General features: G+C 43.8%; 30 protein-coding genes and 1 riboswitch. Of the genes, 15 read left to right on the top strand and 15 right to left on the bottom strand.

The window, feature by feature from the left end:
• Nucleotides 1–14 precede the first annotated feature (14 nt).
• Complete coding sequence (locus AACW06_RS07465; protein ID WP_192074592.1) at nt 15–350, top strand: DUF2799 domain-containing protein; 336 nt, start codon at nt 15–17, stop codon at nt 348–350.
• A 63-nt stretch (nt 351–413) separates the two neighbouring features.
• On the opposite strand, the gene ppa is transcribed toward AACW06_RS07465, so the two are convergent.
• Entirely contained in the window at nt 414–941 is a 528-nt protein-coding gene (gene ppa, locus AACW06_RS07470) for an inorganic diphosphatase (RefSeq protein ID WP_053309483.1), read from the bottom strand.
• Between the two features lie 537 nt (nt 942–1,478).
• Nucleotides 1,479–2,489, bottom strand: a complete 1,011-nt coding sequence (fbp, locus tag AACW06_RS07475) for a class 1 fructose-bisphosphatase (protein WP_053309482.1) — start codon at nt 2,487–2,489, stop codon at nt 1,479–1,481.
• A 270-nt stretch (nt 2,490–2,759) separates the two neighbouring features.
• Between fbp and mpl the strand changes: the two genes are divergently transcribed.
• The 5 genes from mpl to thiQ all read left to right on the top strand — a co-directional run bounded on the left by mpl (nt 2,760) and on the right by thiQ (nt 8,347).
• Nucleotides 2,760–4,118: a UDP-N-acetylmuramate:L-alanyl-gamma-D-glutamyl-meso-diaminopimelate ligase gene (gene mpl / locus AACW06_RS07480; RefSeq protein ID WP_192074593.1), complete on the top strand. Its 1,359-nt coding sequence runs from the start codon at nt 2,760–2,762 to the stop codon at nt 4,116–4,118.
• Nucleotides 4,119–4,145: 27 nt separating this feature from the next.
• Entirely contained in the window at nt 4,146–4,772 is a 627-nt protein-coding gene (locus AACW06_RS07485) for a flavin prenyltransferase UbiX (protein ID WP_192074594.1), read from the top strand.
• 70 nt (nt 4,773–4,842) lie between these two features.
• A riboswitch (TPP riboswitch) is annotated at nt 4,843–4,961 on the top strand.
• 65 nt (nt 4,962–5,026) lie between these two features.
• Entirely contained in the window at nt 5,027–6,019 is a 993-nt protein-coding gene (gene thiB / locus AACW06_RS07490; RefSeq protein WP_192074595.1) for a thiamine ABC transporter substrate binding subunit, read from the top strand.
• A 34-nt stretch (nt 6,020–6,053) separates the two neighbouring features.
• Nucleotides 6,054–7,643 carry a thiamine/thiamine pyrophosphate ABC transporter permease ThiP gene (gene thiP, locus AACW06_RS07495; RefSeq protein WP_192074596.1) on the top strand — a complete coding sequence of 530 codons (1,590 nt, stop codon included), beginning with the start codon at nt 6,054–6,056 and terminating at the stop codon, nt 7,641–7,643.
• Entirely contained in the window at nt 7,643–8,347 is a 705-nt protein-coding gene (gene thiQ / locus AACW06_RS07500) for a thiamine ABC transporter ATP-binding protein (RefSeq protein ID WP_192074597.1), read from the top strand. Before thiP ends, thiQ begins: the two co-directional genes overlap by 1 nt.
• A 71-nt stretch (nt 8,348–8,418) precedes the next feature.
• Here thiQ and yjgA read toward each other — a convergent pair whose 3' ends face one another.
• The gene (gene yjgA / locus AACW06_RS07505) at nt 8,419–8,946 is read right to left on the bottom strand and encodes a ribosome biogenesis factor YjgA (protein WP_272956757.1); all 528 of its coding nucleotides are present in this window, start codon (nt 8,944–8,946) and stop codon (nt 8,419–8,421) included.
• Nucleotides 8,947–9,054: 108 nt separating this feature from the next.
• Here yjgA and pmbA point away from each other — a divergent pair, with 108 nt between their 5' ends.
• Entirely contained in the window at nt 9,055–10,398 is a 1,344-nt protein-coding gene (pmbA, locus tag AACW06_RS07510) for a metalloprotease PmbA (protein WP_192074598.1), read from the top strand.
• Between the two features lie 65 nt (nt 10,399–10,463).
• Here pmbA and mgtE read toward each other — a convergent pair whose 3' ends face one another.
• The 12 genes from mgtE to AACW06_RS07570 all read right to left on the bottom strand — a co-directional run bounded on the left by mgtE (nt 10,464) and on the right by AACW06_RS07570 (nt 19,704).
• Nucleotides 10,464–11,819, bottom strand: coding sequence for a magnesium transporter (mgtE, locus tag AACW06_RS07515; protein ID WP_192074599.1), 1,356 nt, complete (start codon nt 11,817–11,819; stop codon nt 10,464–10,466).
• Nucleotides 11,820–11,972: 153 nt separating this feature from the next.
• Nucleotides 11,973–12,248 carry an HPr family phosphocarrier protein gene (locus AACW06_RS07520; protein ID WP_192074600.1) on the bottom strand — a complete coding sequence of 92 codons (276 nt, stop codon included), beginning with the start codon at nt 12,246–12,248 and terminating at the stop codon, nt 11,973–11,975.
• A gap of 10 nt (nt 12,249–12,258) precedes the next feature.
• A complete protein-coding gene (gene rapZ / locus AACW06_RS07525; protein ID WP_192074601.1) occupies nt 12,259–13,113 on the bottom strand; it encodes an RNase adapter RapZ in 855 nt (284 codons plus the stop codon).
• A 17-nt stretch (nt 13,114–13,130) separates the two neighbouring features.
• Nucleotides 13,131–13,577 carry a PTS IIA-like nitrogen regulatory protein PtsN gene (gene ptsN / locus AACW06_RS07530; protein WP_053309471.1) on the bottom strand — a complete coding sequence of 149 codons (447 nt, stop codon included), beginning with the start codon at nt 13,575–13,577 and terminating at the stop codon, nt 13,131–13,133.
• A gap of 2 nt (nt 13,578–13,579) precedes the next feature.
• Entirely contained in the window at nt 13,580–13,867 is a 288-nt protein-coding gene (gene hpf, locus AACW06_RS07535) for a ribosome hibernation promoting factor (RefSeq protein ID WP_053309470.1), read from the bottom strand.
• Between the two features lie 25 nt (nt 13,868–13,892).
• The gene (locus AACW06_RS07540) at nt 13,893–15,350 is read right to left on the bottom strand and encodes an RNA polymerase factor sigma-54 (protein WP_192074602.1); all 1,458 of its coding nucleotides are present in this window, start codon (nt 15,348–15,350) and stop codon (nt 13,893–13,895) included.
• Between the two features lie 69 nt (nt 15,351–15,419).
• Nucleotides 15,420–16,145: an LPS export ABC transporter ATP-binding protein gene (lptB, locus tag AACW06_RS07545; RefSeq protein WP_053309468.1), complete on the bottom strand. Its 726-nt coding sequence runs from the start codon at nt 16,143–16,145 to the stop codon at nt 15,420–15,422.
• A gap of 2 nt (nt 16,146–16,147) precedes the next feature.
• Nucleotides 16,148–16,648, bottom strand: a complete 501-nt coding sequence (gene lptA, locus AACW06_RS07550; protein ID WP_192074603.1) for a lipopolysaccharide transport periplasmic protein LptA — start codon at nt 16,646–16,648, stop codon at nt 16,148–16,150.
• The gene (lptC, locus tag AACW06_RS07555; protein ID WP_192074604.1) at nt 16,629–17,192 is read right to left on the bottom strand and encodes an LPS export ABC transporter periplasmic protein LptC; all 564 of its coding nucleotides are present in this window, start codon (nt 17,190–17,192) and stop codon (nt 16,629–16,631) included. The genes lptA and lptC overlap by 20 nt, the downstream gene beginning before the upstream one ends.
• Nucleotides 17,189–17,746, bottom strand: a complete 558-nt coding sequence (gene kdsC / locus AACW06_RS07560; RefSeq protein ID WP_192074605.1) for a 3-deoxy-manno-octulosonate-8-phosphatase KdsC — start codon at nt 17,744–17,746, stop codon at nt 17,189–17,191. The genes lptC and kdsC overlap by 4 nt, the downstream gene beginning before the upstream one ends.
• The gene (kdsD, locus tag AACW06_RS07565) at nt 17,746–18,720 is read right to left on the bottom strand and encodes an arabinose-5-phosphate isomerase KdsD (protein ID WP_192074606.1); all 975 of its coding nucleotides are present in this window, start codon (nt 18,718–18,720) and stop codon (nt 17,746–17,748) included. Before kdsD ends, kdsC begins: the two co-directional genes overlap by 1 nt.
• An 18-nt stretch (nt 18,721–18,738) precedes the next feature.
• Nucleotides 18,739–19,704, bottom strand: a complete 966-nt coding sequence (locus tag AACW06_RS07570) for a calcium/sodium antiporter (protein ID WP_192074607.1) — start codon at nt 19,702–19,704, stop codon at nt 18,739–18,741.
• 272 nt (nt 19,705–19,976) lie between these two features.
• Between AACW06_RS07570 and mlaF the strand changes: the two genes are divergently transcribed.
• From mlaF to AACW06_RS07610, 8 genes are all read left to right on the top strand, one after another.
• Nucleotides 19,977–20,771, top strand: coding sequence for a phospholipid ABC transporter ATP-binding protein MlaF (gene mlaF, locus AACW06_RS07575; RefSeq protein ID WP_053309462.1), 795 nt, complete (start codon nt 19,977–19,979; stop codon nt 20,769–20,771).
• A complete protein-coding gene (mlaE, locus tag AACW06_RS07580; protein WP_192074608.1) occupies nt 20,771–21,562 on the top strand; it encodes a lipid asymmetry maintenance ABC transporter permease subunit MlaE in 792 nt (263 codons plus the stop codon). The genes mlaF and mlaE overlap by 1 nt, the downstream gene beginning before the upstream one ends.
• Nucleotides 21,563–21,564: 2 nt before the next feature.
• Nucleotides 21,565–22,056, top strand: a complete 492-nt coding sequence (gene mlaD, locus AACW06_RS07585; protein WP_053309460.1) for an outer membrane lipid asymmetry maintenance protein MlaD — start codon at nt 21,565–21,567, stop codon at nt 22,054–22,056.
• 5 nt (nt 22,057–22,061) lie between these two features.
• Nucleotides 22,062–22,700, top strand: a complete 639-nt coding sequence (locus AACW06_RS07590; protein ID WP_192074609.1) for an MlaC/ttg2D family ABC transporter substrate-binding protein — start codon at nt 22,062–22,064, stop codon at nt 22,698–22,700.
• On the top strand, nt 22,697–23,005 hold the full coding sequence (locus AACW06_RS07595) for an STAS domain-containing protein (protein WP_176245545.1): 309 nt from the start codon (nt 22,697–22,699) through the stop codon (nt 23,003–23,005). Before AACW06_RS07590 ends, AACW06_RS07595 begins: the two co-directional genes overlap by 4 nt.
• A 13-nt stretch (nt 23,006–23,018) precedes the next feature.
• Complete coding sequence (ibaG, locus tag AACW06_RS07600) at nt 23,019–23,273, top strand: BolA family iron metabolism protein IbaG (RefSeq protein WP_053309457.1); 255 nt, start codon at nt 23,019–23,021, stop codon at nt 23,271–23,273.
• Between the two features lie 9 nt (nt 23,274–23,282).
• Nucleotides 23,283–24,548 carry a UDP-N-acetylglucosamine 1-carboxyvinyltransferase gene (gene murA, locus AACW06_RS07605; protein ID WP_192074610.1) on the top strand — a complete coding sequence of 422 codons (1,266 nt, stop codon included), beginning with the start codon at nt 23,283–23,285 and terminating at the stop codon, nt 24,546–24,548.
• 63 nt (nt 24,549–24,611) lie between these two features.
• Nucleotides 24,612–25,352: a 1-acylglycerol-3-phosphate O-acyltransferase gene (locus AACW06_RS07610; protein ID WP_053309455.1), complete on the top strand. Its 741-nt coding sequence runs from the start codon at nt 24,612–24,614 to the stop codon at nt 25,350–25,352.
• The last annotated feature ends 35 nt before the right edge of the window (nt 25,353–25,387 follow it).

The raw sequence follows: 25,387 nt of genomic DNA on the forward strand, positions 1-25,387 counted from the left end.
CAAGGAGGTGTTTTATGAAGCCTATTTTGTTACTACTTACATTTGTTTTATTTGGTTGTGCAGTTCAACCAACTCCGACAACATCAGTGAATAGCGATTGGTTGCAATTTGGTCTGCAGCAGGGAGAGAGAGGACTATTGAAACTCTCAGTTGAAAAATTAGTCACATCGGATGAGCTTTATCTCTCTTATAGCGACGGATACGAGCAAGGAAGAGCGATGTATTGCCAACAAAATGCTTATATACTTGGGGTTATCGGTAAACCGTACTTGGGTGTGTGTGATAAAGACAATGTATTTTTCCAACAAGACTACATATCGGGTCGCCAATCAACCGCTGGTCGATTCTAGTATCTTTAAGAGCCAGTCACTGCTGGCTCTTGCCTTCCTGATACGCAGCGCTTCACTCACAAATTATTGTTGTGCGCGCTCGTAAGACGATAGAATTTCAGCGCGAGCAGCGGCGGCATCTTCCCAGCCATCCACTTTGACCCATTTCCCGGCTTCTAATTCTTTGTAGCGTTCAAAGAATTGGGTGATTTGTGCTTTCAGTAAAGCAGGTAAGTCGTCTACATCTTGAATATGATCGTACTCTTTGGATAATTTTGAATGAGGCACCGCGACAACTTTTGCGTCCTCTCCAGATTCATCTGTCATTTTCAACACACCCACTGGGCGACAACGAATTACTGAACCAGGCATTAGCGGATAAGGAGTTGGCACCAAGACATCGACTGGGTCACCATCTAATGACAATGTGTGGTTCACATAGCCGTAGTTACATGGGTAGAACATCGGGGCTGACATAAAGCGGTCAACAAATACAGCGCCAGATTCTTTATCTACTTCATATTTGATGGGGTCAGCATTGGCTGGGATCTCAATCACTACGTAAAGATCATCAGGTAATGATTTACCCGCAGGTACGTTGTTTAAGCTCATTTGATATTTCCTTTTCAATTATACCAATCGTAGTAAATAACTATTCATCCTAGCTGGTTAAAATGCTCGATAACTGCGTTAGAATTTTTGATTGTAGAATAACTACTTATCGAAACTTCTTGTCGAAAAGAGCTGCCTTGTTCTCAAGCCTTTTTCCTGCGCTATTTCTGATCACTTATTTACTGTGATTGGTATTACTGGACTTGAATCGCTAAATGTTAATAGAAATAACGTATACCCTTCCTACTTGAATTTGCAGCGGTGTTGGCTACGTTCCCTCACCCCAATCACATAGTTTATCTATGCTCATGGGGATTCACTTACTTGCCGCCTACCTGCAACTTCAAGTGGTTTGGGTATAGAAACTGTAGCGGTAAACACGAAATAGTGTAAACCCATAAGCAAGAGCTTTGTGCCATTCTTCGATGAGGCTGTAGTAGTGTTACGCTCGCCTACCTGCCACCCCAAGTCGTTTGAGGATAGATGATTTGGGGGAGAAAAAAGCGCCTGTTGTTAGGCGCTTGTTTGTCTTAATGATTAATCGCGGTAGCGTTCTATAAACTCTTCTACTTTTCTGACCATGTTTTTGGATCCGCAGAAAAAAGGAACGCGCTGATGCAATTCTGTTGGTTTGATATCCAAAATACGATTCACACCGTCAGAAGCGATACCGCCAGCTTGTTCAATCAAGAAAGCCATTGGATTACATTCATACAATAAACGTAGCTTACCGTCAGGGTGGCTTTGGGTACTAGGATAGAGATAAACACCGCCTTTCAATAGGTTGCGGTGGAAATCAGAGACTAGCGAACCAATGTAGCGTGACGTATAAGGACGATTTTCCTCAGGTACATTCTCTTGACAGTACTTGATGTACTTCTTCACACCGGTTGGAAAACGAATGTAATTCCCTTCATTGATGGAATAAATTTTACCATCTTCAGAAGTCATCATATTTGGATGAGACAAATAGAAGGTGCCCAGTGAAGGGTCATAAGTAAAGCCATTGACTCCATTACCCGTGGTGTAAACCAACATGGTTGATGAGCCGTATACTACATAGCCTGCCGCTACCTGTTTATGGCCCGGTTGCAAGAAGTCTTCTTGTGTTGGTGGAGTGCCGACCGGTGAAACGCGGCGGTAGATAGAGAAAATAGTACCCACCGATACGTTAACATCGATATTTGATGAGCCATCGAGAGGGTCCATCAACACTACGTATTTGGCATTTTTGTTGAGTTCTTTATTGAATGCAACCGCTTCATCTTCTTCTTCACTCGCGACACCACACACTTGGTCACGAGCCTCTAAAGCCGCTTTAAATTTTTCGTTGGCATAAACATCCAGTTTTTGTTGCTCTTCACCTTGGATATTATCGGTACCAACGGCACCAGTAATATCGACAAGACCCGCTTTATTGATTTCTCGGTTGACTATTTTTGCTGCCAAACGAATAGATGACAAAAGGGATGAAAGATCACCGCTTGCGTGGGGGAAGTCATGTTGTTTCTCAACAATAAACTCGCCAAGGGTGCGAATCTCAGGCATGTTATTTCCTTAACATAGATATTTTTGGGGGTATTTTGTTTCGTCGCCCATCCTCTTACTGGAATGTTGCTCGAAACGGGTGACCCGTTTCATAACGTTCGGGTAACAATGCGATTTTAAAGGTTAGATCTTTTTAATGGTAATGAACTAACAGATTGAGATCTCAATTTGTTTGTCGACTTTTTTGAAGTTGCAAACGAGCTCGCTTTTCTTGGTTGGATGGTGATAATGGGGCAATAACTCACAACGCAATGTGCGAGGCTAGGTTTTATGCATATTCATATTCTTGGGATCTGCGGTACATTTATGGGAGGCGCTGCGGTTTTGGCTCGTCAATTAGGCCATAAAGTCACGGGTAGTGATGCCAATGTATACCCCCCAATGAGCACTTTATTAGAGTCTCAAGGCATTGAGATTATCGAAGGATTTGATCCTGTCCAATTAGAGCCAAAGCCAGATCTGGTGGTGATCGGCAATGCGATGAGCCGTGGTAACCCTTGTGTTGAATATGTGCTGAATAACAACCTGCGCTATACCTCTGGCCCCCAATGGTTACAAGAGTTCCTATTGCATGATCGCTGGGTTCTGGCGGTATCTGGAACACATGGTAAAACCACGACTTCCAGTATGCTCGCGTGGATTTTAGAAGCGTGCGGTTACCAACCGGGATTCTTGGTCGGCGGGGTGCTAGGTAACTTTGGTATTTCTGCCCGTTTAGGTGACAGCATGTTTTTTGTGGTGGAAGCCGACGAATATGACAGTGCTTTTTTCGATAAACGTTCTAAGTTTGTTCACTACCACCCTAGAACCTTGGTTCTGAATAATCTTGAGTTTGATCATGCTGATATTTTTGATGATCTTGAAGCGATCAAGCGTCAATTTCATCATTTAGTGCGTACGGTTCCGGGAAATGGTCGTATCTTTGCACCTCAACAAGATAGCGCATTATCGGATGTTTTAGCTCGTGGCTGTTGGAGCGAAACCGAGTTCACGGGTGAACAAGGTGAATGGAAGGCAGAAAAAATTATCCGTGATGGTTCTCAATTTAACGTTTTCTTGCGCAATGAATTAGTGGGCACAGTCAAATGGGATCTTGTTGGTGATCACAATGTCGATAATGCCTTAATGGCGATTGGCGCTGCGCGTCACGTTGGTGTCACCCCTGATCTTGCTTGTGAAGCGTTAGCTAAGTTCATTAATACCAAACGTCGTTTAGAGCTCAAAGGCGAAGTGAATGAGATTACCGTTTTTGATGATTTTGCTCATCACCCAACGGCGATTGAACTTACCTTAGGCGGTTTACGTAACAAGGTTGGCGATAAGAAAATTATCGCGGTTTTAGAGCCACGTTCGGCGACAATGAAGTTGGGCGTGCATAAACAAACCTTGGCGGCATCGTTGCAACAGGCGGACTCCGTTTATCTCTATCAGCCTAATAATATTCCTTGGTCGGTGCAGGATGTTGCAGACCAATGTTCACAACCTGTGTATGTCAATGATGATATTGATGCTTTCGTGGCGAAAATCGCTCATGAAGCTAAGCCGGGTGACCAAATATTGGTGATGAGTAATGGTGGTTTTGAAGGTATTCATAACAAGTTACTGCTTGCTCTGAAGCAAGTCATTTAATACTAGTCGCACAAATGAAATAGAGCTATGACAACAAAACAGAAAACTATCACATTGGCTTTTACTGGCGCTTCAGGTGCTCCTTACGGGCTGCGTTTGCTTGAGTGTTTGCTTGCCGCAGATTACCAAGTTTATTTGTTGATCTCATCCGCGGCGCGGGTTGTGCTGGCGACAGAACATGGTTTGAAGTTACCTAGTGGGTCAGAAGCTGCGAAAGCGGCATTGGTTGAACATCTTCATTGTGATGCTGATAAGTTGATTGTTTGCGGTAAAGAAGACTGGTTTTCTCCCGTAGCTTCTGGTTCTGCTGCGCCAAAGCAGATGGTGGTGTGTCCTTGCTCTGCAGGCAGTGTGGCCGCGATTGCTCATGGTATGTCGGATAATTTGATCGAACGGGCTGCCGATGTGATCATGAAAGAGCGTGGACAACTGTTGCTGGTGGTACGCGAAACCCCATTCTCAACTTTGCATCTTGAAAATATGCTCAAACTGTCGCAAATGGGGGTAACGATTATGCCCGCTGCGCCGGGGTTCTATCATCAACCCCAATCCATCGAGGATTTAGTCGACTTTATGGTTGCCCGTATTTTGGATCATCTGGGGGTTGAACAAGGTTTAGTTCCGCGTTGGGGATACGATCAACGCGGTGCATAGTTTGCTGAAGTGTAGAAGGTTGTTAGTGATGTAGAGAGTAGCTTATTCGAGCAATTGCAATTACAATCCACCTTACTCAACGGGGAGCAAATCATTCATTTAGTGAATGAAGCTGAGATCAAGTGCGAGCTTGGGACCCGTAAACCTGAACCAGATAATGCTGGCGTAGGAATTGGGTTAGGATTTCAGAATAGGAATAACGGAATATTCTCATCCTCCTCAAGCCTGTGCCGCTCAACCAAGGAGAGCGACCAGTGAAAACCACTTTAAGTGCTATTGCACTTGCTACCATCACCTCTTTCTCAGTGCATGCTGCTGAAAACACGTTAACCGTATATACCTACGATTCTTTTGCTGCCGATTGGGGCCCAGGTCCTGCGATTGAAAAAGCATTTGAAGCACAATGTGGCTGCGATATTAACTTTGTCGCGCTTGATGATGGCGTATCTATTCTTAACCGCTTACGTCTTGAAGGTAACAATACTAAAGCTGATATCGTACTCGGTTTGGATAACAACCTGATGACAGAAGCCAAGCAGACGGGGCTACTCACCACACACGGTGTTGATACCAGTAGTGTAACCTTACCGAATGGTTGGAGCGATGATACGTTCGTGCCATACGATTATGGTTATTTTGCTTTTGTTTACAACAAAGAGAAGATGACTAACCCACCGAAAAGCTTAAAAGAACTGGTTGAACAACGTGATGATTTAAAAGTCATTTATCAAGATCCACGCACATCAACACCAGGACAAGGCTTATTGCTGTGGATGAAAACCGTATACGGTGATGATGTAAGTGAAGCTTGGCAAAAGTTAGCGAAGAAAACCGTGACGGTAACTAAAGGTTGGTCGGAAGCGTATTCGATGTTTTTAGAAGGTGAGTCTGATCTGGTACTGTCTTATACCACATCTCCGGCTTACCATTTAATTGCTGAAAATGATAACAAATACGCGACAGCCGATTTTACCGAAGGTCATTACATGCAAGTGGAAGTCGCTGCAAAAGTGAAAGGTACTGCAAACGAGAAATTGGCTGATGAGTTCATGCAGTTTATTTTAAGTGATCAATTCCAATCGGTAATCCCAACCGGAAACTGGATGTATCCAGTCACATCGGTTGAGTTGCCTAAAGGGTTTGAAACTCTCAATGTACCACAAAAAGCACTTACATTTAGCGCGCAAGAGGTGTCTGAAATGCGTAAGCCGTGGATACGAGAATGGCAAAACGCATTAACATTTTAAGGCTATATAAGCTTAAATTAAGGTCACATAAGGTTTGAATTCGATTCCTAAAATCGGCATTGGGGTCGCGATCGTGGTCGCGACCTTTGTTATTTGTGCGCTTGCTGCACTGCTGCTACACGCGCCGAGTCTCAATGTGTTGCAAGTATGGCATGACCCTTATTATCGTCATGTTACCCTGTTCAGTTTTTACCAAGCTTCACTCTCAATGTTGCTCAGTGTGGGATTGGCGATTCCAGTGGCACATGCCTTTTATCGCCGCCGCTTTTGGGGGCGCGATTTGATCCTCAAACTGTTTGCCACAACCTTAGTGCTTCCGGTACTGGTAGGGGTTTTTGGTTTGTTGGCTATCTATGGCAATAGCGGCGTATTAGCTTCGTTGCTGGCATGGTTTGATACAAAATTGCCGTTTTCCATCTACGGTTTAAACGGGATTTTACTGGCTCACCTGTTCTTTAACCTTCCTTATGCCAGCCGTTTGTTGCTGCAAGCGTTAGAAACAATTCCAGCAGAACAACATAAGCTGTGCGCGCATCTCGGTATGAGCCACTGGCATCAGTTTAAATGGGTTGAATGGCCACGTTTAAGACAACAGCTTCCGCATGTGTGTGGCCTGGTGTTTATGCTTTGCTTTACCAGTTTTGCTACGGTGATGGCGTTAGGTGGTGGACCAAAATCAACCACTATAGAGCTGGCTATCTACCAAGCGATTAAGTTTGATTTTGATCTGCAAGCTGGTGCGTTATTAGCTTTATGGCAAATGCTGTTATGCAGTGTGCTATATCTTTCTATTTCTCGACTGGCAAAGCCTTTGGCGATAAGTGCAGGCCGCAAGTCTGTCGACTATGTAGTGAGCCGAGATAGCCGAAAAGCGAAATATTGGGATGCTGCATGGATCCTCCTATCGTTACTTTTAGTGCTTCCGCCATTGATGATGGTGGTGCTGAGCGGTTTGAATGCGCAGCTTTTTAGTGTGCTGAGTGACGAAAAGTTTTGGCAGGCGCTATTGGCTTCGTTACAAGTGGCGTCATTGGCGAGTATGGTAGCAGTTTGCGCTGGGGTGGCCATTTTAATTACCACCCGCGTTTGGCGTTTAAAGCTGCGTAATCGCCGAGCCGATCATCTTGAATTAGTGGGCACTATTATTTTGGTCACTCCTGGGCTGGTGATTAGCACTGGGCTGTTTTTGTTACTACGAACGTTCACCGATGCTTTTAGTATGGCGTATTGGGTGGTGCTGCTGGTGAATGGCTTAATGGCATTGCCTTATGTGTTGAAAACATTAGCCCAGCCAATGCTGCATAGCGCGCAGCAATACCAACTGCTGTGTGCCAGCCTTGGTATGAAAGGTTGGCAGCGTTTTAAAGTGATTGAACTCAGAGCATTAAGAAAACCTCTGGCTCATGCTTTTTCGATCAGCTTTTTGGTCTCAATGGGGGATTTAAGTGCCATTGCACTTTTTGGTAGCCAAGAATTTAGAACTCTACCGCTTTATCTATTCCAATTGTTAGGCAGTTATCAAATGCAGGCGGCAGCAGTGGTTTCTCTCGCTCTATTGGTGTTGAGTGTCGGTTGTTTTGCCATTATCGAACGCTTATTTAGCGTCAACTCAAGAGGTCGTTAATGTTAGTACTAAAAGATGTGCAATATGAGTATCAACAGGAATGGTTCGAGTTTTCACTGACGGTGCCGCGAGGAGCGATAGTGTCCTTAATGGGGCCTAGTGGTGCAGGTAAATCGACTTTATTGAGTTTGGTGGCGGGGTTTATTGAGCCGAGTAGTGGCGAGATTGAAGTAAGCGCTCAATCGGTGTTAGGTAAAGCGCCTCACTTACGGCCATTTTCTATGCTATTTCAAGAGCATAATTTATTTATGCATCTTACTGTGCGTGAAAATATTGGTCTTGGTTTACACCCCGGTTTGAAGTTATCTGCTGAGCAACAGCTTTTGGTAGAACAAGCGGCGCAACAGGTGGGGATTGCGAGTCTGTTGGAGCGTTTGCCGGAGCAGCTTTCTGGTGGCCAACGTCAGCGCGTAGCATTAGCACGTTGTTTTGTTCAATCTCACCCGATATGGTTGCTGGATGAGCCGTTTTCAGCGCTGGATCCTCTACTGAGAGAGGAGATGCTCGCGCTAGTTAAGCTGCTAGCCACTGAGCGGAAGATTACTGTCGTAATGGTAACGCACCATGTCAGCGATGCAAAAGCGATAGCCAGTCATTTTGCGTTTATGGCGCAAGGAAAGGTATTAGTCTGTGGTGAGATTACTGAGCTTTCTGCGCAACATTCGCATCCCTTACTGAGCGATTTTGTGCGGGCAGGGCAATAGCCTAAGTGATTGACCGAAATAAAAAACCTCGCATTGTCGCGAGGTTTTTTTAACGTAAAGCAGATTAGAGCTTAAAAAGATTCGTCGTTGTGCTCTTTCAATATTTGGAAGATTTCACGCGACGCTTTTGGTGGCTTATTGTTTGCTTTTTCTTTGTTAGCTTGACGTGTTAATTGACGTAAGCGTTGACGATCCATCTCAGGGTAAAGCTCTAGAGCATCTTCGATGGCACTATCACCTTGCTCAACAATACGGTCACGCAGCTGTTCTAGCTTATGCAATACTGCGGTATTTTGTGAGTGCTTATTACGTAATTTATCCAGTGCGGCTTGAATTGGCTCTGGATCGATCGTACGCATCATCTTACCAATGAATTGCAACTGACGACGACGTGCTTCCATATTGAAGCGTTGTGCATCTTTAACTGCATCCATTAGATCTTCAGACATTGGGATCTTTTTCAGTTGAGATGGTTTCAGCTCAACTAACTCTTCACCAAGCTTTTGCAGCTCAATCATGTCATTTTTCATTTCGGTTTTGCTAACCCAAATGATCTCCTCTTCTTCTTCCCAAGGAGCTTTTTGATTCTTACGCGCCATATTCTTCATCTATTGAGTTATGTATGTCTGCTATTTTAGCAAGAATCGTGGGGAGAAAGCGAAATTCTTGTTATCCTAACGACATTGATTGCTAAATAAAGATGAAATATGGACGTAAAACAGCAAGTCGCTCAGCAACGTGTTGAGCTTGAAGCTGCGGTTGCCAAAGCTTTAGAGCTAGCTGCCGTGAGTTCTGATGCCGCCGAAGTGGCGATTACCAAAAGCACAGGCTTAAGTGTCTCGACTCGCATGTGCGAAGTCGAGAACGTTGAATTTAATAGTGATGGTGCTTTGGGTATCACTGTTTATCGTGGTCAACGTAAGGGCAGTGCATCAACATCTGATTTAAGTGAAAAAGCAATTCAACAAACGGTTGCCGCTGCGCTTGATATTGCGCTATTCACATCAGAAGACCCGTTTGCGGGGCCGGCACCCAAAGAATTAATGGTGCAGAATATTCCAGATTTGGACCTATTTCACCCTGATGAGCCAAACCCTGACATGGCGGCAAAAATTGCCATTGCAGCGGAAGAAAAAGCATTAGCTTACAGCAGTAAAATTAAGCAAAGTGATGGCGCAAGCTACGACAGCCATTATGGTGTCAAAGTATACGGTAACAGCCATGGTCTATTGGCCAGTTACGCATCAAGCCGTCACAGCATCAGTTGTTGTGTGATTGGTGAAGGTAAAAATGGTGAGATGGAACGTGATTACAGCTACACCGTTGCTCGTCACCTTGATGACTTATGGGCACCAGAACTTGTCGGTCAACAAGCGGCAGAGAAAACCATTAGCCGTTTGGATGCGCAAAAGCTGAAAACAGGCAAAGTGCCAGTGATGTTCGCTGCTGATGTTGCCACCGGTTTGGTTGGGCATTTAGTGATGGCGATCAGTGGTGGCAATTTGTACCGTAAATCTTCATTCTTACTCGATAAACTGGGCGAAAAAATCCTGCCAGATTGGTTTAACATTGCTGAAAAACCGCATGTGCTGCGCGGCTTGGCATCAAGCCCATTTGATAGTGAAGGGGTCTTTACTCAAGATCGCCAAATCATTACTGACGGTGTGTTATCGACTTATTTACTGAGTAGCTACGCGGCTCGTAAAATGAACATGACGCCAACTGGTCATGCTGGTGGCATTCATAACTGGTTTGTGAAATCGACAGGCCAGAGCTTTGAACAGATGCTCAAAGAACTAGGTACAGGTTTATTGGTTACTGAAGTAATGGGTCAAGGTGTTAATACCGTTACTGGTGATTATTCACGTGGGGCCGCTGGCTTTTGGGTTGAAAATGGTGAAATTAAGTACCCTGTTTCTGAAATCACGATTGCGGGTAACCTCAAAGATATGTTCAACCAAATCGTGGCGGTTGGTAGTGATGTTGAAACTCGCTCGCAGATCCAAACGGGTTCGATTTTACTTGAATCGATGAAGATTGCCGGTGAGTAATCGCGGATAAAAAACAAAAAGCTTGGTATTTCGACCAAGCTTTTTTTTGTGGATGAATTTGATGATTACATCAAAATGGTGGCTAACCCTAAAAACACCGATAAACCAATTACATCCGTTACGGTTGTTAATGCCATGCCACCTGCAAGAGCAGGGTCAATTTTCATCTTTTTCAGTAGAATTGGAATGGTCACGCCAGCAATACCTGCAATCAATAAGTTGGTCATCATCGCCGCCGAGATTATTCCGCCAAGCAGCCAATTACCTTTCCAAACGATGACAATGCCACCAATGATTGAAGCCCAAAGCACCCCGTTTAAGAAACCGATCGCGGCTTCCTTAAACAGCAATTCTCGTTTATTACTGTCACCGATATGACCGAGTGCTAAACCACGAATCACCAAGGCAACGGTCTGATTACCCGCAACGCCACCCATAGAAGGGACGATAGTCATTAACACAGCAATTGCAGCCATTTGTTCAAGAGTTGCTTCAAACATATTAGAAACAGAAGCGGCTGCCAGTGCTGCCAATACATTGGCTCCGAGCCAAATACTGCGCTTACGTGCAGACTGAACCACAGGAGCGAAGGTATCTTCATCATCATTCATACCGGCCATACTCATCATCGAGTGTTCGGCATCCTCACGAATGACGTCGACCACGTCATCGATAGTAATACGACCGACAAGGTGTTGGTTTTCATCAACAACTGGCGCTGATACCCAGTTACGACGTTCAAACAGGCTCGCCACATCAGAATCACTAGTATTCACCGAGATGGCTTCATCGGCATCGTCCATCACCTCACTAACCTTAACGTCTGGCTGCGAGGTTAATAGGGTGATAAGAGATAAGTGGCCAATCAGTTTGCGATCTTCATCGATAACATAAAGTGCATCGGTAGTTTCGGGTAATTCTGTGTGCATGCGCAAATAGCGCAGTACTACATCAATATCGACGTCACCACGAATGGTAATTACGTCGGTATTCATTAAGCCACCGGCAGTATCTTCAGAATATGAGAGCGCCGTTTCGACACGTTCACGATCGGCGCTATCCATTTGTGAAAGAACTTCACGAGATAGGTTATCAGGTAAGCTACGTAAGACGTACGCAACGTCATCGGTATCCATACCTTCAGTGGCTTCAGCGAGTTTTTCCGGAGCCATTTTCGATACTAAAGCATCTTTGACGTCTTCGTTTAGCTCGTCGAGAATTTCACCATAATCTTCGGGATCGGTCAGTTGCCACAGCACCTCACGACTTTTACGCGGTGAGGCTTCTAACAGGTGAGCAATATCTTCTGGCTCCATGTCCTGGAGTTGACGACGGACATGGACAAAACGACCATTTTCTAGCGCTTCGCTGACTTCTTGGAGGGTAAGGTGAGCTTGATCAAATTCAATTTGCTCGGCCATGGTTTCCCCCTACTTGGTATTCTTACAATGTGTTGAATAGTAACTTAATTCTAGGCCTTATTTAATAAGTTCTTATTAAGCGCTGAATTTATTTTTGTTTGGAAAGGGTGAATCATGGTGAGGGATACAAAATAGTGAGTCCGAGTTACTTATTCAATCTTCATCAAATTTATGCTCAATTAAAGAACTGACGGCTTCCAGTGCTTGCTCCGCTTCTGAGCCTTCTGCGCTGACGGTTATCGGTTGTCCTTGAGCCGATTCTAGCATCAATAACCCCATAACGCTGTCGGCGGTGGCTTCTTTGCCTTCTTGATTTTTGAGAGTTACAACTGCATCAAAAGATTGAGACAGTTCGACCAGCTTTACTGCCGCACGAGCATGGAGACCTAAACGATTTTGGATTAAAACAGTTTTACTCAGTAGCGGCATGCGATTAGTCCTACTGTTTTTCTAAGGAAGTGTGGCGGATCTGTACCTGATGACCTAATTGAGAGAAATATTCCCCAAGCTGTTGTGTCAGATACACAGAACGATGTTTACCACCAGTACAACCTATGGCAATGGTCAAATAGCTACGGTTATTTTTTTCTAGCATAGGTAGCCAGTATTCAACGAATTTCTGGATTTGCTGTTTAAGCTCCATCACTTCACTGTGACCTTCAAGAAAAGACTTGATAGGAGCATCTAAACCTGTGAGTGGCCTGAGTGCGGGTTCCCAATGTGGGTTTGGTAAGAATCGCACATCAAACACATAATCAGCATCACTCGGTAAACCATATTTAAAGCCGAAAGATTGAAACACCATGACTAAATCTTTTCGCTCACGCCCTTCAATGCGCATGCGAACGGTTTCGCTTAACTCGTGTAAAGATTGATTACTGCTATCAAGAACTAAATCTGCTTGTTCTTTTAGTGGTGCAAGTAACTCTTTCTCTAGCTCAATGGCCTGAGCTAAAGATGGTTTATTTGAGTTGAGTGACAGCGGGTGAATACGACGTGTTTCACTGTAGCGTTTTAATAAGGTTTCTTTACTCGCATCGAGAAATAGAACACTGACATCGTTATTTTGTTTAAGCTTCTCTAACACATCGCTGACTAGAGTCGGCTCTTGTGGAAGGTTGCGGATATCAATGCTCACCGCCACATTTTGTTTGCTATCTTGGACGGCTTGAATAAAGGGATCTAACAAGTTTACTGGCAGGTTGTCGACACAGTAGTAGCCGAGATCTTCCAATACACGTAATGCAACACTTTTACCTGCGCCAGATTGACCACTGACAACGATTAAACGCATAGTTTTGGGCTCGATGATTAATGGTTAGTCATAATGTCGTACAGCTCTTGGTCGCTTTGAGCGCTTCGTAGCTGCTTTAAAACTTGTTTGTCATTTAAACGTTCTGCCATGCACGAAAGGGTTTTTAGATGCTCTTTACATTGATCTTCAGGAACAAGTAGAGCAAAAAGTAGGTCGACAGGACGATTATCAATAGCATCAAACTCAATAGGCGTATCGCATTGTAAAAGTACAGCGATAGCGTTGTCACTGGCCGTCATTCGAGCATGAGGAATAGCGATGCCATTACCAATGCCTGTACTGCCCATTTTTTCTCGGCTGAGCATACATTCAAAGAGTTCGGTGGAGCTTTGGCCTGAATGTTCGGCAGCGATTTCGCTGATGATTTCTAAGGCTCTTTTTTTACTGGTACATTGGACTGCACTTTTTGTGCAGTCCAATGAAAGTACTTCGCGTAATTGCATGATTAATGACTACTTAGCTTTTCTTTATGCTTGTTGAGTTGTCTGACAAGTTTATCCACGAGGCTATCGATGGCAGCATACATACTTTCGTTATCAGCCGTGGCGTGGATATCACCTTGATTTATGTGGAGCGTAGCTTCAGCGATCTGGTTTACTTTTTCAACACGTAAAACGACCTGAATGGTGTTTATGTGATCAAAAAATCGCTCAAGTTTTTGAAACTTCGAGTTAACATAGTCTTGCATTGAATCGGTTAGATCAATGTGATGGGCATTAATATTGATTTGCATAGACTTTCCTTCTCTTTTTTGTGCCTCATAGTAGGCGTTTGCGCTGACTCGATGGAGCAATCCCCAATGATTCACGGTATTTAGCTATCGTCCTTCGAGCTACCTGAATTCCTTGGTCAGCGAGTAGATCTGCAATTTTACTGTCGCTTAATGGTTTTACTGTATTTTCAACTGCCACCAATTTCTTAATGAGCGCTCTTATTGCAGTTGATGAACACTCTCCTCCATTGTCGGTACTGACGTGACTGGAGAAGAAGTATTTCAATTCGAAAATACCGCGCGGAGTATGCATGTACTTCTGTGTTGTCACCCGAGAAATGGTGGACTCATGCATTTCTACCGCTAAAGCAACGTCATTGAGTACCATCGGTTTCATGGCTTCTTCGCCATACTCAAAGAAATCACGTTGATGTTCAACAATACATTTGGCCACTTTGAGTAGTGTTTCATTTCTACTCTCTAAACTCTTGATGAGCCATTTTGCTTCTTGTAAATTGCTGCGAATATAGTTGCTGTCAGCACTATTTCCCTTACCTAAAGCAGCATATTGTTGATTGATTTTCAGTTTTGGCACACTGTCAGGGTTGATGGTGACTACCCATTTTCCATGGTCTTTATACACAGAGACATCGGGTACGACGTATTCTGCATGTTCAGTCGAAATGTTGTTACCTGGCCTTGGGTCGAGTTGCTGAATCAGTTGTAAGATGTCGCGTAGTTCATCTTCTTTTAGTTTTGTCTCTTTTAAGATCAGCTTATAGTCACGGTTACCAAGTAAATCAATATGTTGAGTGAGTAGCTGTTTGGCTTCTTCTAACCAAGGTGTGTCGGTTGGATAAGTGGCGAGTTGTAAAAGCAAACAGTCTTGTAGATTGATAGAACCAACCCCTAATGGGTCGAATTGTTGGATGCGTTTACGAACCGCTTCAATTTCATCTAATTCAATCTCTTCATTGGCAAAGCTTTCTAAAATGTCGTCAAGAGAAACGGTAAGGTAACCATAGTCATCAATAGCATCAATGAGTGCTAAGGCGATGCTTCTGTCAGTGTCACTAAATGGGGTTAGGTCGAGTTGCCAAAGTAGATAGTCTTGTAGAGTTTGAGTGGTTTCACCTTGATAAACAGGCATGTCGTCGTCAAGAGCAATCCCTGTGCTACCGGTATTGGCACTGTATACATCATCCCAAGTAGTGTCGATTTCCAGTTCATTACTAATTTCCGATTTTTCAATCAAATCTGAGCTGTCTTGAGTCTCTACTTCAACAGGTTCAGCACTGACTTCTGTCTCCTCACCACGTTGAGCTTCAGCCGTTGCACCTTCGTCATAAGCCTCTTCAACATCCAATAATGGGTTTGATTCAAGGGCTTCTTGGATCTCTTGTTTCAGATCTAACGTTGACAGCTGCAACAAACGAATCGCTTGTTGTAACTGAGGTGTCATTGCTAATTGTTGGCCTAGCTTTAGTTGTAATGAGGGTTTCATTCAGCGTTGGTTACCTTATTATTTTTAGAATTGATGTCACTCTCTACTTAATCATAGACGGAATTTGAATCAGAGACGGAATTGTTCGCCGAGATAAACCTGTTTTACTTCATCATTATTAAGCACGTCATTCGGCGTGCCTTCTGCGATTAAACGTCCTTGACTTACAATATAGGCTTTTTCACATACATCCAATGTTTCTCGAACGTTATGGTCGGTAATTAGAACGCCTAAACCGCGATCACGCAGATGTTCGATGATCTTTTTAATATCGATAACCGAGATAGGGTCAACACCCGCAAAAGGCTCATCAAGCAAAATGAATTGTGGGTTTGCAGCGAGAGCGCGCGCAATTTCAACACGACGACGTTCACCACCGGACAACGCCATACCTGCGCTGTGACGAATATGTTGAATGTGGAACTCTTCAAGTAAGTCTTCTAGTTTGTCCTGACGCTGCTCGCGGGTCATTTCTTCACGAGTTTCTAATACAGCCATGATGTTGTCTTCCACCGACAATTTGCGGAAAATAGAGGCCTCTTGTGGCAAATAGCCTATCCCTAAACGTGAACGGCTATGCATTGGTAGAATACTAATGTCTTGATCATCAATACTGATTTTGCCTTCATCGCGCGCGACAAGGCCGACGATCATGTAGAACGATGTCGTTTTTCCTGCACCGTTAGGGCCAAGTAGCCCAACGATTTGCCCTGATTCCACTTGTAAACTTACATCGGAAACCACTTTGCGTTTTTTATAGCTTTTCGCTAAATGTTCTGCTTTGAGTATGGCCATAATTATTCTTGAGTTTTCGTCGCTTGTGGTTGAAGTACCGTCGAAACTCTTTCATTAGAGTTACCGTCAGCCATCAGTTTTTGTGATGAAATTTTGTAACGAATCTTGGTGCCACGGATGATGCTATCATCTTGTGAAAGCATTGCTTGATCTATCATGGTTAGTTGGTCATCAACCATTTTGTAATACAGCTCTTTCGCTTCACCGTACAAGGTTTTACCGTCATCGGTTAACTGTGAAAATGTAGCGAGATCACCGTATCCTTCAATTTCTTGAATGGTGCCATCTTTTGGATCACGGATCACTATCACTTTGTCCGCATTCATATTGATGCTGCCTTGTTTAAGCTTCACATCACCAAAAAAAGTAACGCGATTACTTTTCATGTCGAGTTGTTGGCTGTCAGAATCAATATAAACTGGTTGTTGGCTGTCTGTTGCCAGTGCCAAGGCGTTGCCAGAAATAGCGAAACAAGCAATAAGACTAAGGTGTAAGAGTTTCATATCTACCTTGTACATGGTTATAAAGAACAGCGTCGTTTTCAGCAAAATTGCCTTTAATCGCCTGTCCTATTGTTTCAAATTGCGGTCCAACCAAGTCGACTTGGTTATCAGCCCAAAAATCTCGATTATCCAGTTGAATACTCATCTTAATGGTAGAGAGCGAATCAAAACCAGAATCAGGTAATAGGTTTTTTGCAAGCACATCGTCATAAAGAGTTAGTACATGCTTTTCATCTAACACACCACGTTTAGCGGTAATTTCCCATTCTTGAGTAGTGCCTTCACGGAACACTTTTAAGATCGGATATTGAAAAATAGTATCGCCACTTTTTGAGTAATGCTCTAAATGCGTAGATAGGATTACGTAGCTGCGAATACCTTGCTCGTTGTACGAGACATTGTCGAGGTTTTTTCCGCTAAACAAAGGCAGTTCCAAGTTGGGTGCAACTTGAATATCAGGTTTTTGCTCTTTATCGAGTAAATAATATGCAGACCAAGATGTGATAAAAATCAATATCACATAGAGGACTCGAGACAAACTCATATGCTTAAGCCTTTGTGTACTTCTAACTCGTTACGTGCTTGCAAAATCAAGTCGCACACTTCACGTACCGCACCATGACCACCTTTAATTGTAGTGATGTAGTTTGCTTTTTGGAGCAGTAATGGGTGTCCATCAGCTACACAAACCTTAAGTGCGACTTTTTCCATTACAGGCCAATCAATCAGATCATCACCAATATAGCCAGTATATTCTGGTGATATATTCAACTTCTGACAAATATCTTGATAGGCTTTTACTTTATCATCTTGGCCCTGATAGATCAGTTTGATGCCTAAAGCAGTCATGCGGTTTTCGACAATCTGCGACTGCCGACCAGTGATTATTGCGATTTCGATCCCCGCATTCATCAATGATTTTACGCCGTAGCCATCACGAGTATGGAAGGTTTTTAGCTCTTCACCTTGATTACCCATATACACTAAACCATCAGAGAATACGCCATCCACATCACAAATCAGCAGTTTGATTTGCTTGGCGATATTCAAGATGTCTTGAGATGCCGTACTATAGGGAGTATTAACCATCGTTGTCATTACATGACTCCTGCTTTTAGTAAATCATGCATGTTCAACGCTCCCACCAGTTTACCGTTTTCACACAGCATCAAACCATTAATTCGCTTATCTTGCATCAAGTTTAACCCTTCAACTGCAAGCATATTGGGTTCGGCAACTGTCGGTTTTTGCGTCATGACTTCACTGATAGTCGCGCTATGAATGTCAATGCGTTTATCCAAAATACGGCGCAAATCGCCATCGGTAAAAATTCCGATAAGCTGCATCTTTGCATCGACAACTGCGGTCATACCTAAGCCCTTTTGGCTGATCTCTAGCAGTGCATCTCGAATCAATGCCTGTGGCTGAACGATAGGAAGGGCTGTACCTGTATGCATGATATCGGACAGTTTTAGTAATAGTTTACGTCCCAATGCTCCGCCCGGGTGAGACAGCGCAAAATCTTCAGCGGTAAAACCGCGTGCCTGTAATAGTGCAACGGCGAGTGCATCACCCATTACAAGTGTTGCGGTAGTACTAGAGGTCGGTGCCAAGCCGAGCGGACATGCTTCTTCTGGCACGGTAATTTGTAGGTGCAGGTCAGCCAGTTTTGCCATGTTTGACTGTGGGTTACCTGTCATGCTGATAATACGAATATTGAGGCGCTTTAAGACCGGGATGAGCGATAAAATTTCTGAAGATTCTCCAGAGTTGGAAATCGCGATAACGATATCGCCACGCTCGATCATGCCAAGGTCACCGTGTGAAGCTTCTCCTGGGTGCACAAAAAAAGCAGATGTGCCCGTACTGGCGAGCGTAGCGGCTATTTTCTTACCGATGTGACCTGATTTCCCCATCCCCATGACGACAACTTTACCGTGACTGTTGTCCAAAATCATCTCACAGGCATGGCAGAATTCATCATTAAAGTACTGCTCTAACTGTTGTAAGGCGGCAACTTCAGTGGCAAGTACTTGCTTGGCAACACTGCGATAATCAAACTGATTCGACATCCTAAACTCCAGAATTGGTTAAGCGGTCATATTCATAAGTAGGTAAGCTTGGTACCCGATAAAGATCAGTAGCAAAACGCAACCTTCTAAGCGGTTGATACTACGAGATTTACCTAAAGCCATAATAACAAGTAGCAAGGATACGCCAAGCATGACCCAAAAATCACGCCCCATAGCATATTCACTGAGCATGGAAGGATTTATAAGGCCAGGTATGCCCATCACCGCTAAAATATTGAAAACGTTGGAGCCAATAATGTTGCCTACCGCCATATCATCTTCGCCCTTTAACACACTAGCTAGCGAAGCGGCGAGCTCAGGTAAGCTCGTTCCGACAGCTATGATCGTTAAACCAATAACTAGATCACTCATACCGAAGTATTTCGCAATGATCACCGCGTTATCGACCAGGACGCTTGCGGCAATCGGGAGAATAATAAGGCCAACGACGACCCACATTGCCGCTTTTAAATTACTGACACCTTGTGGAATCTCTGACTCTTGATCATCTAATAATGTGTCGCCATTTTTTTGTTCGTTACGGCTAATGCGCAGCATCGTAATAATAAACGCAGCAAAAAGAATGAACAGTAGTGCGCCTTCGTAAAAGCCTAAATGATTATCCCAAAGCAGAGCGCCAGACAGTAATGTGACCCCAATCATTAGTGGTAGTTCACGACGAATAACGGGCGAACTTACTGACAGCGGTTTAATTAATGCGGTAATACCAAGAATAAGAGCAATATTGGCAATGTTGGAGCCAAGTACATTGCCGACGGCGGTATCTGTTTTGCCTTCTAATGCCGCAGTGGCAGATACCATCATTTCAGGTGCAGAAGAGCCCATCGCAAGAATCGTCATACCGATAACTAAAGGTGATATTCCAACGTTGCGCGCCAAGGCTGCTGCACCAAATACCAACTTGTCTGCGCTCCAAACTAAGAAAACCAAACCTACGCTGAGAAACACAATGGCTTCGATCATGATGATACCTAATTAATGAAATGAATGAAAAAACGAGACAATTAACCGCTAATTTTGACGTGTTGGCTACTAAAAGGGAAGTCGAAGATCTAATTAATTACGTTCAATGAGGTGTTTACTTGTGTATCCATCATTAAATTATGTAAAAGATTATTTTGGCGAAAGGTTAACCTTTCCTTTAGGATGTAATTGAACAGTGCTTTTAATTCTGCTGTCTTATGCTTATGATTACCCATCATTTTTGAGGCGAATAAAATTGTGAAACACGAATTATGTCAATGACCGACCTTGTCACGATAAATCATTTGACCTTCTCTCGTTCGGGAAGGGTAATTTTTGATGATGTGAGCCTCAATGTTCCACAAGGAAAAATTACCGCCATTATGGGGCCATCCGGTATTGGTAAAACCACTTTATTGCGTTTAATCGGTGGGCAGCTATTCCCTGAACAAGGTGAAATTTGGTTTGATGGTGAAAATATACCAACGCTGAGCCGTAAGAAGCTTTATCAAGCTCGTAAAAAAATGAGCATGCTATTTCAGTCTGGAGCGCTGTTCACCGATTTAAATGTTTTTGATAATGTCGCATTCCCATTACGTGAACACACACAATTAGATGAGCCACTGATTAAAACGTTAGTGTTGCTCAAACTCGAGGCCGTTGGTCTGCGCGGCGCGGCATTCTTAATGCCAAGTGAATTGTCTGGTGGGATGGCAAGAAGGGCGGCATTAGCCCGAGCGATTGCGCTTGACCCTGAACTGATCATGTACGATGAGCCTTTTGTCGGTCAGGATCCTATTACCATGGGAGTGCTTGTTGAGCTTATCCGTAATCTTAATCAAGCCTTGGGAGTTACCTCTGTTGTCGTATCGCATGATGTACCTGAGGTGATGAGTATAGCTGATTGGGTGTATCTATTAGCTGATGGAAAAGTGATCGCCAAAGGAACTCCACAACAACTGCTAGAAAATAGTGATCCACGCGTACAGCAATTTCTACAAGGTGAGGCGGACGGTCCTGTTCCATTTCGCTTTCCGGCTCAGAGCTTAGAAAAGGACTTATTTTAATGATGACAAGTTTTGCTCAGTGGGTTGAAGGGCTTGGACGTAGTACGCTTCAGTTTTGCCAGGCGTTTGGTAAAGCGAGCTTGATGTTATTTGGCGCACTTTCTGGTCGCCCTAGGCCAATTCAAAATTTCCCTCTATTAATGAAACAGCTCTACAGTGTTGGCGTTCAATCACTTGCAATCATTGTGGTTTCGGGGTTGTTCATCGGTATGGTACTCAGCCTGCAAGGGTATGTCATTTTAGTCGACTATGGTGCGGAAGGCAGTTTAGGCCAAATGGTTGCGCTTTCGTTACTGCGTGAATTGGGGCCTGTCGTGACAGCGCTTTTGTTTGCTGGACGGGCGGGTTCAGCGTTGACCGCTGAAATTGGATTAATGAAAGCAACAGAGCAGCTCTCTAGCTTAGAAATGATGGCTGTTGACCCACTAAAACGAGTGATTGCACCACGCTTATGGGCAGGGTTGATCTCGATGCCTTTACTGGCGATGATTTTTATGGCTGTTGGCATATGGGGCGGTCAGATTGTTGGCGTTGATTGGAAAGGCATTGATCACGGCAGTTTTTGGTCGGCGATGCAGTCATCGGTGGAGCTAGGACAAGATATTGGTAACAGCATGATCAAGTGCGCAGTGTTTGCGATTACTGTCACTTGGATTGCATTATTTAATGGTTACGACGCGATTCCGACTTCTGAAGGGATCAGCCGTGCCACAACACGAACTGTTGTACATTCGTCTTTAGCTGTATTAGGGCTAGACTTTGTACTTACCGCATTGATGTTTGGGAATTAATCATGCAGCAAACACGAAAAATAGAACTTTGGGTCGGCAGCTTTGTGCTGGCAGGAATTTGCGCAATTCTGGTAATGATTTTTCAGGTTGCTGACGTAAAAGGATTGGGCTCAAACGATACTTATTCTTTAAAAGCTGAATTTGATAATATCGGTAGTTTGAAAGTTCGCTCACCCGTCAAAGTTGGTGGTGTTGTTGTGGGGCGAGTCTCAAACATATCTCTAGATAAAGAGAGTTTATTACCAGTTGTGACTATGGCGATCAATAGCCAGTACGATCAGTTCTCTGAAACATCGAGCGTCAAAATTCTCACCTCAGGCTTGATTGGTGAGCAATACATTGGGCTGGTTCCCGGCTTTGTGTTTGAAGATGAACAAATGCTAAAAGAGGGTGATTTGATTGAAGATACAAAATCAGCCTTAGTGTTGGAAGATTTAATAGGTCAAGTGCTGTATAGCGTTGGTGGTAGCTCTGACAATAAGAGCAAGGAGTAATATAAATGCTAAAGCGAACTTTAATTTTGTTATTCACTCTGATGAGCTCTATGTGTGTTCAAGCGACTAGTATTGATAAAACGCAACCATATACGATGATGAAACAGGTATCTGAAACTGCTTTTGCGCGCTTAAAAGCGGAACAAGGAGCTATTCACAATAATCCAGATTATCTAAAAGAGATTGTTGAACAAGAGTTTATGCCCTATATCAATGAGCAATATGCAGCGCTCAAATTATTAGGTCCGAACCTGAAAGGCGCAAAGCGTGATGATGTTGCTGTATTTATTACCGCGTTCCGTTCTTATTTGGTGAGTTCTTACGCTCAAGTGTTGACGCAGTATAGTGATCAAACCATTGAGTTTGAACCAGAGCAACCCATTGCCGATGATAAGCGAATTACGAATGTCAAAGTGGATATCATTGATACACCGCGTCCTAACATCAAACTCGAATTTACTTTACGTAAAGAAAAGAATGGTGATTGGTTAGCTTTTGATATGTCGGCGGAAGGGATCAGCTTATTATCGAGCAAACAGTCGGAATGGAGTGGAAAAATTCGCCAAGAAGGCATTTTATCTGTTGCAAAGGAATTACAACAACTTGCAGAACAACCGATTCGTTTCGAGAGTAAACAACAATGAGTCATAGCCAATGGCAGCCGTTGAGTTCTCAATCTGTCGCACTATCTGGTGCTTTAGATAGAGAGCATGTACCTGATTTATGGAAATTTATCAAACAGTGGACACCAGCTGGATCGACGCTTGATGTTGAGTTAAAGCAGGTTGAACGTATAGACTCTGCCGGAATGGTGATGTTAATCCACCTAATAGAGCATGCAAAAAAACGAAACTGTCATATAATGTTCAGTTTCGTGCCAGAGCAACTGCGCACACTATTCCAATTGAGTAACGTCGAAAGTCTGATAGCTCAACACATAAAGAATTAAGCAGGGGAACATTGTGGATAGCGCAAAAGTACAACAGTTGTTAGATGAGGCTCTTAACCTTCAAGAAATTCATGTCAAAGGTGAAGGTAGTCACTACGAAGTGATCGCTGTTGATGCTTGTTTTGATGGCATGAGCCGAGTTAAGAAACAACAACTTATTTATGCTCCACTGATGGAGTACATTCAAAGAAATGACATTCACGCAGTTTCTATTAAAGCGTTCACACCAGATGAGTGGGCTCGTGATAAAAAGTTGATGTCGCTGTAAGGTTTATTGATGGAAAAGTTTCGAGTTATTGGGTCAGACCAGCCATTACAAGGTGAAGTGACCATTTCAGGTGCAAAAAACGCTGCACTACCTATTTTATTTGCGTCTATCCTGGCCTCTGAGCCCGTTGATGTGGCGAACGTCCCTCACCTGCGTGATATTGATACCACCATGGAACTGCTTAAGCGTTTGGGCGCAAAAGTAGAGCGTAATGGTTCAGTGCATGTTGATCCAAGTGAAATCAATGAATATTGCGCACCATACGACTTGGTGAAAACCATGCGCGCGTCAATCTGGGCACTAGGTCCATTAGTGGCTCGTTTTGGTTATGGTCAAGTATCATTGCCTGGTGGTTGCGCTATTGGTGCTCGCCCTGTTGATTTACATATCCACGGTTTAGAACAGTTGGGTGCCACTATTACACTGGAAGACGGTTATGTAAAAGCCAGTGTTGATGGTCGTTTGCAAGGTGCTCATATTGTCATGGATAAAGTTAGCGTAGGTGCGACTATCACTATCATGTGTGCTGCAACGTTAGCTGAAGGCAAAACGATTTTAGATAATGCGGCTCGTGAGCCGGAAATTGTCGATACCGCCCTGTTTTTGAACAAGTTGGGGGCGAAAGTCTCTGGTGCAGGTAGTGATACCATTACCATTGAAGGTGTTGAGCGCTTAGGTGGTGGCCAGCATTCAGTGGTTGCAGACCGCATTGAAACGGGAACGTTTCTTGTTGCAGCGGCTGTTTCTCGCGGTAAAGTAATATGTCGTAATACCAATGCTCACTTACTTGAAGCGGTACTGGCGAAGTTAGAAGAAGCCGGAGCCAAGGTTGAAACGGGAGAAGATTGGATCAGTCTTGATATGACGGGGCGAGAGTTGAAAGCGGTTTCTATTCGCACTGCGCCGCACCCAGGTTTCCCAACCGACATGCAAGCACAGTTTACTTTGCTCAACATGATGGCCAAAGGCGGCGGTAAGATCACCGAAACGATCTTTGAAAACCGTTTTATGCACGTTCCTGAACTGATGCGCATGGGCGCCAAAGCTGAAGTTGAAGGCAACACCGTTATTTGTGGTGATGTTGAATCACTCAGTGGTGCACAAGTGATGGCAACGGACTTACGAGCTTCTGCAAGTCTTGTGATTGCCGGTTGTATTGCCAAAGGCGAAACGACGGTCGATCGTATTTACCACATTGATCGTGGTTACGAAAAGATTGAAGATAAGCTTTCTGCTCTTGGCGCGAATATTGAACGTATACGAGAGCCGAACTGATTCAGTTTCTATAGCCGAAACAAAGGTTTCGGCTTTTTTTATCGATTTCTTTGGAGCACAAGAATGATTGCACTCTTGCGTTTATTTGCCGTTGCGATTTTTGCTGTCGTAATGTTTGTATTTGGGTGTGGCTACTGCCTACTGAGCCCTCGTAACCCAAAACACGTATTTACTTTTGGTCGTCTATTTGGCCGAATGTCCCGTGTGATGGGCATTAAATTAGACTTACGTATTCCAGAAAATGCGTATAACCGTGGTCAGCATATTTACATTGCTAACCACCAAAATAACTGGGACTTGTTTACGGTATCATCTGCGGTGACACCGAAAGTGGTAACGGTTGGTAAAAAAAGTTTAGTGTGGATGCCACTGTTTGGTCAGCTTTATTGGATCACCGGAAATATACTGATTGATCGTGCAAACCGCAGTAAAGCGAAAGGCACTATCGATCAAGTAGTTGATAGTATCAAGAAAAGTGACGTATCAGTGTGGATGTTCCCTGAAGGAACACGCTCTCGTGGACGAGGTTTATTGCCGTTTAAAACCGGTGCTTTCCATGCGGCTATTGGCGCGGGCGTGCCTATCATACCTATCGTATGCAGTTCAACCAACGACATTAAACTGAACCGTTGGAACAACGGCCACGTCATTGTTGAAATGCTGCCACCAATTAGTGTTGAAGGTTATAGCAAAGAAAATACGCGTGAACTGTCGACAATATGCCGAGAGCAAATGATCGCCAAATTGGCTGAGTTAGATGAAGAAGTTGCAATGCTGAATGGCAAGCAAGTGACATCTCATTAATTGTTAATGGTCACAAACATAAAAAGGGCTGAAGA

The organism is Vibrio sp. S12_S33, from assembly GCF_963889785.1.
In the GTDB taxonomy this organism is placed as follows: Bacteria; Pseudomonadota; Gammaproteobacteria; order Enterobacterales; family Vibrionaceae; genus Vibrio; species Vibrio aestuarianus.